Genomic DNA, 12,617 nt, shown 5'->3' on the forward strand with positions numbered 1-12,617 from the left:
CTATCTTTCTGAAAATCTGGCGATCACGTCGTTCCAATGGTCTCCGTCATCGCATTTGGAAATGCGGAGGTCTCCCAAGACGATGCTGAAAACCGGTCAATGGGAATTCAGATTTGTCGGATTCGCGACATGGAATGTTCGGCCCTGCGTGCGCCCCATCCTCACCTAAATAGTTGAACAGGGGAAATAGGCTCTTCTTTTGCCGATTCTGCGTAGATGGCACATCTTTTGCTTTCTCCATATTGCGAAGCAATGGATCGTCGATCTTAACGTCAACGACGAGTTTATGGTGGTGGGACGTAGAAGCCAGCATGTCGCACTCGAGTAACTCCATGTTCGGCGCCGTCTTGGTTCTCATGACGATATTGGTGCGCGCGGGTCGACACATGGCCTTATCTTCAAGAAAGATTCAATCAAACCGGCTTCCGGGAACGCTGCAGCGCGTGGATGAGCTAGCCAACACGGGCTGTTTGAGGCATCGGGAAAACGGAGACCTTAAAATCCATAGGCCAAGTAAAGGCTTTTGCCGCTTAAGCATTTGCCTAATAGACTTCAGGAAGTAAGAATGGATTTTCCCACCACAAGTCTCATAAAGAACCGCTATGAGCGATTTCCCCGGCAAATGAAGGTCGCTGCGCGTTGGTTGGTTGACCATCCGACAGAGGTCGCACTGCTGTCAATGAGGGAGCAGGCGCGCCGAGCAAGAGTGCCTCCGGCAACGTTAACGCGGCTTGCAAAACGCCTTGGCTTCGATGGCTTCGACAAATTGAAGGAGGTATTCGCGGATAGCGTTAGGGAACGGCCGGAATGCTTCGGTGGAAGTGGAGAGGAGTTGTTGGCACGAGGGAAGATCGGGGGAGATGGCGTCCTCATCTGCGATACAGTGAATGCTTTGCAGGGTCATCTAAGCAGGTTCGCGCAGCCGTCCGCGATTGCCGCGTTGGCGGCAGCAGCCGACCTCGTAGCGGAGGCGAAACAAATTTTTTGCATCGGCCGCCGTTCAAGCTTTCCCGTCGCTTATTTAATGCACCATGTTGGATCATTGCTTGGCTCTCCCACAACATTGATCGATGGGTTGGGCGGAGCCTCCGATGATGCGCTTAGGTCTGTCGGTCCAGAAGACATTTTGCTGGCGGTCACAGTCAGCCCTTACACCCGCTTCACAGTACAGGCAGCCGAGTTTGCCGTGTCGCGTGGTGCGAAACTCATCGCCCTGACGGACAGCGAACTGTCTCCAATCGCAAAAATTTCTCAAGTTGTGATCCGCGTTCGCACCGAAGTTCCTTCATTTATTCACACGATGACTCCGGCATTGGCCGCAGTAGAATGTCTCATGGAACTGGTCGCCGCGAGACGCGGGAGCTGCGCTCTTCAAGCTCTGGCTGACCATGAAGAACAACTTGTGGAATTCGACGCTTATGTCATGAAGAACGGCGTAGGCACGAATTCTCATGACTAATGAAGAGCCGGAAATTGATTGGTCGCTATCCGCTTGGCGCGACGTTTCGCCGGCGATTTCGACGAGCATCTCTCAGGAATCTGCACACCAAAAACAGTGTGTCGATGTTGGTCTTGCTAGCGTGAGGCGAGCCGATTGCCTTTGAGTGTCAATCCACTGCAAACATTGGCCCGTTTGTGGAAGGCGCCATTGAGTTGGACAGATCGTGATAAGGAATTGACCAACACTGCTGAGTTTTCAAAAGAGAGAGCCGGGCCAAGATGTCGCACCCAAAGGATCGAATTCACAAAAGAGCCCCATCCACGACGTTGCGAAGACCGACGACATCAACCAGGAGCACGAGGGTTGCCTAGCTGAACCTTTAGGCAAACATACCTTGAAGCTTCGAACGGCTCACATCATCGTTTACATTGCCCGTGTCAACTTAAGCGCATTTCTGTTCCGGCCCTGACAGACACTCTAAAGACGCAGATTCTGTCGACCCCTGCGTAACCACTTCACTTGGCGTCACTTTGCCGGCTTCATCTCATCGACGGTACGCGGATTGCATGGTCATAACAATGAAGCCGTTACGGCCATTGCGTCTCGCGTTCTTTAATTAGAGGCTCTAGATGAAGACCACCCGCACAATTCAAAGTAAGACGGATCCGCTCACCAGTTTGGGCCCACGGTTGTCGTCTAAGGTCATAAAGTTCGTTGAGGGCGCGCGTACAGTGACCCGGGGAGAGCTGGAAGCCAACAACATCACGCGTTATGGTGTTACAAGATTCTATCGTGAACAGATCATTAACAGTGATTATTACGATCAGCTGAAATTTATCGTGGAGCCCTCATTCAAAGAGTTCGACAATAATGGCAATTTGGATACCAGTGGTGAGCACGATAACACGGTTGTGCCCGGATTTCAGCACAAGTACTCTCAGACGGGACTGTTGTTGGCAACAGACCGTTGCGCTTCGTACTGCCGATATTGCTTTCGAAAACGCATTGTGGGTAAAGACTCAGATGAAATTGCAGCTGACTTAGGGCAAATTGCACAATACATTGAACGTCATCCTGAGATAACGAACGTACTGGTATCGGGAGGCGACCCATTCGTACTCAGCACCAGCAGGCTCCATGAGATTCTTGATCATCTCTTGCCGTTCCCGCATTTGAAGTCCATTCGTTTTGGCACAAAAGCGCTCGCGTACGCGCCCAAAAGGTTCGAGGATCCCACCTTGGTGACCTTATTCAAACGGATTCATGATGCAGGTAAGACTGCGCTCATCGTCACCCATTTTGATCACTTTGGTGAGATCTCAGCAGACGCTGAGCGCAACATCTGCCTCTTGCGTGCGCAAGGCGTTCAGTTTCTTAATCAGTCCGTGCTCCTGGCTAAGGTCAACGATGATCCCGCGATCTTGGCCGAGACCTTCGCCAGATGTCATCAGATTGGCGTCCGCCCCTACTATCTCTTCCAGGGTCGGCCGGTGAAAGGTGCGTCGCATTTTCAGGTTCCGCTGCGTCGGGGACTAGAGATTACGCGCGGGATTAACCAACGTCTCAGCGGCATCCAAAAGACATTCAAATATATCATGTCGCACTACACGGGAAAGATTGAGATTCTTGACGTTGGAGCCGATGGCCATGTGTACATGCGATATCATCAAAACAAGGCTCAGGAAAAGATTGGCAAGATATTTTCCCGCCGGTACCTTGAGGGCGCCTGTTGGCTGGACGATTTACCCGCTTAGATGGAAATGGCGCTGAATATTGATTTCATGCGCTGGACGAGCTAGGCCAAACGGCTGGCACTCACTGACCGTTCGGAAGGCAAAGTCAGACTTAGCATGAGCACGTGCTGCGTCTAGTGGCAGATCAGAGCGGATCGCACCGCTGAAAAGGACCGTCGCCATAGTTTCCACAGCCCGCGGCGACACGGTGCGGAGCGCGCAGATCTCTGTGCGTTGCGAAAGGGAGCGGCACCAGCAATGCTTGAGCTTCAAGCGCGATTTTGGAAATTTCAACCAAATCTGGCCTGCATTCGTTCCATCTTCCGAACTTCTCCCGTCCAAATAAGCGCTGCAGGTGCCCTTCCTAAAACTTTACACAATATTTGCAGAAGCAACTCCACCAACAATGATACGCTTGCCACCAAAGTTTATACATTGAAGGGAGGATCGTAATTGGCATTCGCCCTCGCACCGGTCGGAGTTACGCCAATGACAGAAAGAGCTCTCATTCTAATTGAAGGTAGCAGAGGTAATGGTCCTCTATATATGAAGGCAGCCGCGCGCCTTGGACTTTATCCCATTACGCTGTCGGCTGATCCAACTCAGTATAATTACCTTGCGGTGGAACACGGTGAGGCAATCCGTGCCGACACGGATAATCTAGACGCGATGATCGGCCAGTGTTCCCGATTGAGTGCGTCGTATGACATTGCTGGCATTACCGGCTTTGCAGGTCGCGATGAATCGGAATATTTGATAATAAGCAATCTTTGCCGCCATTTCGGTTTACCCGGCCCAAATCCTGTCTCCATTGAACAGTGCTACGACAAGTTCGCCCAACGGGAACTCCTCGCACAAGCCGGCGTTCCTGTACCTGCTTACCGCCTAGCGACAGGCGCGACTGACATTGAAAGCTCCGCTATAGAAATCGGTCTGCCAGTAATACTTAAGCCAGTTGTTGGCAGCGGCAGCAGCGGTGTTCGATTGTGCCGCAACCTCGCCGAGTTGACTGAACATACGGACTATCTGCTGGGCGGGAAACACGCCTGGCGGTCTTCGCCGAAGATATTGGTCGAAGAATTTGCACAAGGCCCATACTATAGCGTCGACACCATGGGAAATGAGATTATTGCAGTCGGTACCGCTGATTTTGGCCGCCCGCCCTATTTCATTGCTCGTGAGTACATTTTCCCGGCGCCCCTGACTGGCCGACAATATGATTGCGTCGCTGAGATTTCACTACGCTGCTTACGAGCGCTTGGGCTGGGCTGGGGGCCGGCGAACGTTGAATTGCGGTGGACAAAACGTGGCCCGGTCGCCATTGAAATCAATCCCCGTCTTCCGGGTTTGGCGACCCCTCGGCTGGTGCTACTCGCGTACGGCGTGGATCTTGTGACTGAGCACATCAAGCTTGTTATCGGCGAGAAATCGGATTTGCACATAACGCGTTCTCAGGTTGCCGGCGCGCGGTTCCTGGTACCTGACAGCAACGGCATTCTTGATTGGGTCGACGGTGATAAAAGGGCAGCGGCTGAACTGGGAGTCGCCGAAGTTGAATTGTACGTCAAGCCTAAGGCCGAAATCGTCAGAACGAGTGATTACCGAGACGCGATCGGGCATGTCATCGCCACCTCACCGCATCACACTCAGACCGAGACAATACTTGAGCGTGCCACAAGCTTAATAACTTGGTCTATTATTCCATTCGCGACCCCTGCCGAACAGGAACCTATCGGGAACCGATAACCTAATTATCCAGTTTTTGCCACCGGGCGTTGACAACGAGTGCAGAGAGAGATTGGCCTCGGTGGCCGCAGCTGGACATTCACAGAAGCTGGGGCGCAGGTCCGATCGCGCGGCCGTGATCTTCACAGAAGTGGCTCGGTTTGTCTGAACAGTTCCGGGCGTTTTGCTAAGTAGATTTCCGCCTCGATTATGCCGCCATCATCATTGGCGTCAGCGCGTTGAAGTAAGCCTGATCCGGTGTCTGCCGGTCAAGGGATGAATGTGGACGTCGGGTATTGTAAAAGGTCAGATAGCCGCCGATGCCAGCGCGGGCCTCGGACACAGTCTTGTAGGCATGGAGATAGACCTCCTCGTATTTGATCGACCGCCAGAGCCGCTCGACGAAGACGTTGTCGCAATGCACCCTTGCCATCCATCGAGACGGCGATCTCAGCCTTCTTCAGCACCGCCGTGAAGTCGATGGGGGTAAACTGCGATCCCTGGTCCGTGTTGAAGATGTCCGGCTTTCCGTACCGAGCAAGCGCTTTCTCGACTGCCTCTATACAGAAAGCCGTCTCCATCGTGATCGACAGCCGCCACGACAGAACCCGACGACTGAACCAATCGACGACAGCGCAGAGATAGACGAAGCCTCGCGCCATTGGGATGTAGCTGATGTCCATAGCCCAAACCTGATTGGGTCTGGTGACTGCCAGCTTGCGCAGAAGATACGGATAGACCTTGTGACCAGGTGCCGGTTTCGACGTGTTGGGACGACGGTAAATCGCCTCAATGCCCATCTTCTTCATCAGCGTCGCGACGTGAAGCCGCCCTGTCTGAAGCCCTTCCGCCTTCAAAAGCCCCTGCAACATCCGGCTTCCGGCAAACGGGTAATCGAGATGCAGTTCGTCGATCCGCCGCATCAGGGCCAGATCGCCGCCTGACACAGGACGCGGCGAATAATAGACGCTGCCACGACTGAAGCCGAGAAGCTTCGCCTGGCGGACGACCGACAGTTTGTGCTCGCGATTGATCATTTCTTTCCGCTCAGCAGTCCGGCTTTGCCGAGCGCACCGGATAAAAAATCATTCTCTAACGTCAGTTCACCAATCTTGGCATGCAGGGTTTTGACATCGACGGTCGGAGCCGCTGGTTCCGCTTTGGCGTCATCACCGAAAACGCCTGTCGCCCCCTCAAGGAGCTGGTCCTTCCACTGCTTGATCTGATTGCCATGCAGGTCGAACTGCTGGGACAATTCCACCAGCATCTGTTCGCCCCTAATGGCGGCAAGCGCCACCTTCGCCTTGAAAGCCGGGCTATGGTTCCGGCGCGGTCGTCTCGTCATGGTCTCTCCTGTTCCCGGCATCTAAGCCGAAGTCAGGCAGAAATCCACTTATCCGTGCTGTCCAAATTTCCCGAGCCAGCTCTTCACCCTCATTACGACATGCTGCCTCAAAGACGTCGAACCCGAAGGCATGGCCTTCTGTCGAAGCTGGCTGGACAGCTTGGCTCTTTCGAGCACAAAGGCGATCGCCGAACCTTCACGTTTTCGGAGAGCGCCCGCGCCTGAGAAGAGCTCGATAATGTCAATCATAAGCCACGGAGCACGAACGTTAAGCCTGCGACACATTGTCGGCACAGATGTCGCAATCAGCCCTATCGCTTGTGGATGGGACAAACCATGTTGATGGCCCTCCGTTCTCGATAGCGGAAAGCGGGTAGGACCTGGTGCCCTTCGCGATGATCATATTGCAACCGGCATTCATAGTGATCCTCGCTGCCATCAACTTCGTCAGCATGCCACCTGAACTATGGCGAGAGTGGGAATGAGTGGCCATGGCCTCTATCCGGGGAGTAATTCGTTGCACCTTTGTGATCAGACGGGCCGACGGGTTGTTGTGCGGATCTTCCGTGAAGAGGCCATCTATATTGGAAAGCAGGATAAGAATGTCGGCCTGCAACAACTCTGCGACATGTGCCGCTAGCTGATCATTGTCGCCAACACAGGTCTCGGTCGTTGCAGTCGTGTCGTTCTCATTGATGACGGGAAGGGCGCCAACTTGGAGGATTCGCCGAACCGTTGACCACATATTGATACGGCGATGTCGGTTGCGTAAATCTTCGCCGGTCAACAGCAACTGGCCGAGGCCAAACCCGAAACGTTTCAAGCTCCGTTCAAAGGCGAGCATGAGCCGAACCTGACCAATCGCAGCAGCCGCTTTTCGCTCCTCGTTTTTCAGTGGACTGTCCGAATCATTGAAGTGGTAAGATCCCGCTGCGACTGCACCCGACGTCACGATGATCACCTGCTGCCCACGCGCAAAAAATCGGACCACATCTTCTATCATCGTTTCCAGCCAAGGGCCACGAATGTGTCCGGTTTCTCCATCGGCAATCAGTGCAGAGCCAATCTTCACGACTATACGGTGAGCAGAAAGTAATTGCGCCGCGCTCGTCATTACCGTCATCAAATGTTGCTCCGTTCGAAATAAACCATATCTCTCCGATTTCTTCTGGCAAATTAACGACAAGCCGCTCGCAATTGCTCAAGATCGAAAATCGGCATCAGAGTCGATCAGCACCTTTCTTGCTCTTAATTGCATGAATATCGACAGTGACGATTTACCCCTTACCTCGAGATACTGAGCCTCTGGGGGAGTTTAACGACCCAGTTTGTTCATCTTGATCAAGGGTAGAAAATGGCGTGATCGACCAACCGATTTGCTCGACCGCGTGCTGAAGTATAGCCTTCGTCTGCGCAAAACTGGGTGAAATTGCGATCACATGTCCTATGCGGTCTCGGTAGTCACCTTTTCGAACGATCGGTGTCTTAGGTTTAACATACAATTTGACCTCTAAGACACCCGGCACGGCAGCCGCTCGACTGTCGCCATTGATCCAATCGAGGGTGCCATCACGATTAGGAAGTAGGAACCGCACGGCTGCAGTCTGCAGATAACTTCTGCGCAAGTCCGATTCCCCACCGGTAGCAAGTTTAATGTGCTCGGTGACAAGATCGACACCGTAAGCTAACTGAATCCGCCGAGGATACGTTCCACCCGCAATACGCGGATTGACTTCAATGACGACTGGGCCACGTTTTGTCCACCGCAATTCGATGTTCGTCGGCCCCCACCCAAGATGGAGAGCTTTCAGACAGCTTAGCGCCACATCGGAGATACGCTCGTGTTCGTCGTCAGTCAACGGGGCCGGAAAGATGCTCTCACGAAAGAGAAAATGTGGTGGAGGATCGAATTCAGCGGTACTAATCCCTATGACCTCATTTCCCATTGTGTCGGCTTCATAAAACGGGCCTTGTGCGAATTCTTCCACCAAGATCTTCGGTGAAGGCCGCCATGTGTGCTTGCCGCCCAACAGATTGGCCGTATGTTCGGCCAACTCATCGACGTTGCGGCACAGTCGGACACCGATGCTGCCGATTCCGCCGACCGCTGGCTTGACAACGACAGGCAGGCCAATTTCCGCGGCAGAGCTTTCAACCTCCGCCCCGTTCGTGGCCAAGCGATAAGCAGGTATCGGAACGCCGGCCTCTGCGAGGAGGCGACGTTGAGTGAATTTGTCGCAGCATCGTTCGATTGATACTGGGTTCGGTCCCGGCAAATTGAAATGCTTACAGAGCTTGCCGACCGTCGCATAGTCCTTCTCCTCGGCGCTGGTAATGCCAACAATTTCATAGGCCTCACGCAACCGGGAGCATTCGTGGATCAACGCATCAAGATTGTCTGTATCGACCTGGAGTGCTTCGACGCTTCCCATCGCAAGATAGTCGTACTGAGCTGGATCGGCCGACAGGGTAATTGGATGAAGGCCTACACTCTCGGCAGCTTGGACGTATTGCTGACCAGTACCGTGTCCGTTGCCTTCAACTAGGATGAGCGCTCTTCTTGCCATTGACTGCTGACCCTCCATTGCGTGATGTGCGGCGGCCCGAGTGTATCGGCATCAGGCTTGTCAGCCGCGTATGGCCTCAGACCTGCAGTGAACGTACCATTCTCAGCGAATTGGGGTCGTAAAGATCTTGTAAATTTTTAGCTGAATCTGGTGCCGTGTCTTGCAGCGTCCGCAAAAGGATGCAGCCGCTGAAGAGATGCGGACGGTTTCGATGCCAATCATACTATGGGAAACGCGTTACTCCGTTTTGGCGCGGGAAGCATTGTTCGGCTTAGTAATAGCGTTGCATGTTTCCTCTAGGCCTGATAATGAGCTTGAGAACAATAATCCTCTCGGGATACCTCATAGTATTGAAATAGTTTTCCATTGTCGAAACGATCGTCAACATAGTGCAGCCCAAACTTTTCTGCCGCCCGCTCTGCCCGGGTATTGCCGTGCGCAATGAAACCAATTACCTTTTCTTTAGTTGAATTTTGTAAGGCGTGCGTGATAGCAAAGCGCGCCGCCTCGGGTCCCAGGCCTCGTCCTGCGCCACTTTGGAAAAATGCATAAGCAAATTCAAGGTTAGCGGTATCCCCATACTCCAGCAGGCCACAGCGACCGATGAAAATCGGACTATCATTGACTTTTTCATAGACTATCCAGAAGCCGAAGCCGCTCTTGCTCCACTGAGCCAAGAACCGATCGATCCACTTGTGCACGTCCGCCCTGGTCTGTGGCACGTTGTTAAAGATGGCGTTTTGAACCAGGGGATCGTTGTGCAACTTGTACAATTCCGCCCCATGTTGCGATTTTAGAGGGGTTAGGATCAAACGTTTGGTCTGACATGCGGTCATCAACATTTTCCTGATCTGGCGAGGCTCCAGAGTGCTGCTTCAAATAGGATACCACGAACTACTCTTACCGGCCGAGAACGATGTTCGCCTCCGTAGAGGATCCCGCTCGCACCTGTTACCAGCCATCCTTTCGCCCACTCCAATCTGGAGCCCGATCGAGTCGATCAGCTGTCTTCCGCACTCTTACATATGGTGGTCGGCTAGGTTAAGTCGCAGAACATTCGATTCATGCACAGACGATGGAGACCAGCTTGTTGATCTACTGAATCTGCTTGTTTCACATTATTAGTCGGCACAGATGCACGCACCTGCCAAGATCGGTAGGGTTCGGCGGCTGCTTGTAACAAGGAGCTGTCAAAAGCTCACGCGAATATCAACAGGACTGGCATCGTACTCAACTTTTCGTGCGCATGAACGCCGTCCCTCGTATATAGGCTCCGTAAAAAGGAGAATGCCAGCCGAACCCGGTATAGCCGCGGAACAGCAGCGCGAAATTGCACGCGAAATCGTGTGCGGTTACAAACCAATGTCTTCCTATCAGCCAAAGTTCCTTTGTGACTGCTTTGCTAGCAAATGCGTGGGTGCAGGAGGATTCGCGCGGCGAAACGCGCTGGTCAACGATTTGTGCGTATGGCTGGGGGGAAATTGCGGCGGGCCGCGGAGGTGTTATTCGGCGATCGTGCAGACATCGTGTCTGAGGGCCGGCAGTGACTAAGAAGTTGCAACAAACTCTCTTTCCGAGGTAGCGGCCATCATCTCATCAAATTAGGTGGCGAGCAAGCGGACCGCGCGTCCGGCCATATACGTCGTCTGGATCTGAAATTGAAACAATTGACTCATATATGCTTCATATGTATCACATGATGCATATATGCGGCATAGAGCAGCGGCGTGGCAGCAAAAGTGGAGCCCACAAGTTCCGGGCGCGAGCGGTGTGCAGTCTACTCTGACAGTGACCAAAAATTAGAGGAACCAATGACGAAGAATCTCATTACTCGCGTGCGTGCAAAGGGCGACGCCTTCTCAATCGGTTGTGCGCTCGGAAAGGCCAATGCCACAAGCTTCCTTGAGTATCGGCTTGGCACGGAGCAATTTCGCGCTCTAGATGTTCGCTGGCGCGGATCGGAATATTTGAAGAATTTGGAAGCTGCAGCCCGCGCGGCATATCCACGCTACATGCGCGAAATCGAGGGGATTGCAGAAGGCGCCGGCAAGGATTTCGAGACCATCTTCCTATTGAATTGCCAGACCGACCTGCAAATTCCAGAAGCAACCTCTGCGGCAAAAGCTATTGCCGGAATGGGCTGCACGACTGTTCTAATACCAGCGGAAGGCAATGGGCCGGCGGTTATCGCCCACAACGAAGATGGGGAACCCGAATCTCTCGGTGCCAATTTCTGGGTGGAGATTGTGCCCAATGAGGGGCCGGCGTGGAGCAGCTTTATGACCGCGGGCATGCTCCCGGGCGGCACCTTCGGACTGAACGAGACCGGCCTCGTCCAGACGATCAACGAGATCACCCCGAACGACCAAAAACCTGGCGTGCCCCGGCAAATTCTTTGCCGCGCCATTCTTGATGCAAAAAGCCTGGAGGAAGCCGTCGGTATTTTGAAGCGCGGCGACCGCTCCTGCGGATTCCATCACACGCTCGGCGATGCCAAGGCCCGCAAGGTACTCTCTGTCGAAGCGCCGGCCTCCGGCTGCGTCGTTGTAGAGGTTGCTGTGCCACGAGCGCATGCCAACCATTTGCTATCCAGCGAGTTCAGTGAACTGAAGCAGACCATCGGTGCTTCCTCCCGCGACCGGCAAGCAGCGGCGGACCGTATGATTGCCGAAGGAGCGTTGGCGGGTGGAGCAGAAGCCGTGCTGTTCGATGAGACCACTCCAATTTTCAAAGATTGGAAAGACTCGCGGACGCTCGCAACGAGCATTTTCGAGCTTTTCCCAGACCGCATCGAGTGGCGGATTCATGCTGCTCGTGACGAGCGAGATGCACTAAGCGGAACGATGCGTGTCGTCTAATGCGGCCCTATGATCGCCGAGCGGAACTCTGGCTTCGTTCGGCGATCGGCGATTATGGGGAGTAAGAAAAGGCTGGGCATCTCTTACTGGCTTCGCTGCTACAGCCAACACCTCGGCATTGATTGTATCGGCTCTGCTCTGTTGGCTGGTCGCTAAAACTATCGGCGATGGAGGACGCGACGATCAAACCGCGCTCCTATCATTGGGCGTTCTCATCGAGGCCGACGGGCGAAAACTTGACAAATCAACCCGGCCGCCGGGGCGGATCATATGAAAATGCAAGGAACGATATGAGCTACCATGTGAGAGACGATCAATATAAACGGCTCGTCGCATTCCACGAGCAGGCAAGCCGCTTGTCGGATTCCGAAGCCCTAATGGCATTGGCAGAGAAGGCTTTCCAGGACGAATTTGGCCATAAGCTTTTTACCCTTCTCAAGGTTGATCGAGCCGCTGGCGTTTTGCGTCGCATATACTCGACCGACCTCAATTACAGTCCCGTCGGCGGAACGAAGCCCCTCGCAGATGACGAGTGGAGTAAGCGTGTCGGCACGGGTCGACACTTTCTGGGCAGAGACAGCGCGGACATGGAGCGCTACTTCCTCGATCATAAGACTTTGATTGAAATGGGCCTCCAAAGTGTGTTGAACACGGCCGTCATTTGGCGCAACGAGGTTATCGGCTGGATCAATCTATTGGATGCAGCTGAACATTATACAGTCGAAATGTGTGACCTTGCTGGTCTCTACAGCCAGTGCCTTGCACCCGCCTTTCTTAAGGAATGAATCAGGCGTCATTGTTGCGGAACGATGACTGGGCTTTTAAGCGATCGTCGAATGGCTCGGCCCCTAATCTCGAGCATGTTTCAATTGGACTTAACCTCGCAGGCGCAAGGTATGGCCGGCCAGAGCAAAGGCGTCGCGCCCTTTTCGTTTCGCTGCAATGCCG

The 12,617-nt window shown here is 53.6% G+C and carries 8 protein-coding genes and 1 pseudogene; 5 read left to right on the forward strand and 4 right to left on the reverse strand.

The genetic code is table 11. The features are described 5' to 3' along the window. Nucleotides 1-565 precede the first annotated feature (565 nt). From QA646_RS28220 to QA646_RS28230, 3 genes are all read left to right on the forward strand, one after another. Nucleotides 566-1,459 (forward strand): MurR/RpiR family transcriptional regulator, encoded by an 894-nt coding sequence (locus QA646_RS28220; protein WP_283060583.1) that lies wholly within the window; start codon nucleotides 566-568, stop codon nucleotides 1,457-1,459. A 611-nt stretch (nucleotides 1,460-2,070) separates the two neighbouring features. Then, nucleotides 2,071-3,195: a lysine 2,3-aminomutase gene (locus QA646_RS28225; protein ID WP_283060584.1), complete on the forward strand. Its 1,125-nt coding sequence runs from the start codon at nucleotides 2,071-2,073 to the stop codon at nucleotides 3,193-3,195. A gap of 468 nt (nucleotides 3,196-3,663) precedes the next feature. Further along, entirely contained in the window at nucleotides 3,664-4,920 is a 1,257-nt protein-coding gene (locus tag QA646_RS28230) for an acetyl-CoA carboxylase biotin carboxylase subunit family protein (RefSeq protein WP_283060585.1), read from the forward strand. Nucleotides 4,921-5,107: 187 nt separating this feature from the next. Here the strand turns inward: QA646_RS28230 and QA646_RS28235 are convergent. From QA646_RS28235 to QA646_RS28250, 4 genes and pseudogenes are all read right to left on the reverse strand, one after another. Beyond that, nucleotides 5,108-6,244, reverse strand: a pseudogene (locus QA646_RS28235) (IS3 family transposase). Between the two features lie 268 nt (nucleotides 6,245-6,512). Beyond that, nucleotides 6,513-7,367 (reverse strand): glutamate 5-kinase, encoded by an 855-nt coding sequence (proB, locus tag QA646_RS28240; protein ID WP_283060586.1) that lies wholly within the window; start codon nucleotides 7,365-7,367, stop codon nucleotides 6,513-6,515. A 154-nt stretch (nucleotides 7,368-7,521) separates the two neighbouring features. Further along, nucleotides 7,522-8,811, reverse strand: a complete 1,290-nt coding sequence (locus QA646_RS28245) for an acetyl-CoA carboxylase biotin carboxylase subunit family protein (RefSeq protein WP_283060587.1) — start codon at nucleotides 8,809-8,811, stop codon at nucleotides 7,522-7,524. 296 nt (nucleotides 8,812-9,107) lie between these two features. After that, nucleotides 9,108-9,647 carry a GNAT family N-acetyltransferase gene (locus QA646_RS28250; protein WP_283060589.1) on the reverse strand — a complete coding sequence of 180 codons (540 nt, stop codon included), beginning with the start codon at nucleotides 9,645-9,647 and terminating at the stop codon, nucleotides 9,108-9,110. A gap of 891 nt (nucleotides 9,648-10,538) precedes the next feature. Here QA646_RS28250 and QA646_RS28255 point away from each other — a divergent pair. Next, complete coding sequence (locus QA646_RS28255) at nucleotides 10,539-11,669, forward strand: C45 family peptidase (protein ID WP_283060590.1); 1,131 nt, start codon at nucleotides 10,539-10,541, stop codon at nucleotides 11,667-11,669. A gap of 302 nt (nucleotides 11,670-11,971) precedes the next feature. After that, a complete protein-coding gene (locus QA646_RS28260) occupies nucleotides 11,972-12,454 on the forward strand; it encodes a hypothetical protein (RefSeq protein ID WP_283060591.1) in 483 nt (160 codons plus the stop codon). Nucleotides 12,455-12,617 lie beyond the last annotated feature (163 nt).

This window comes from Rhizobium sp. CB3090 (genome assembly GCF_029714285.1).
Lineage (GTDB): Bacteria > Pseudomonadota > Alphaproteobacteria > Rhizobiales > Rhizobiaceae > Rhizobium.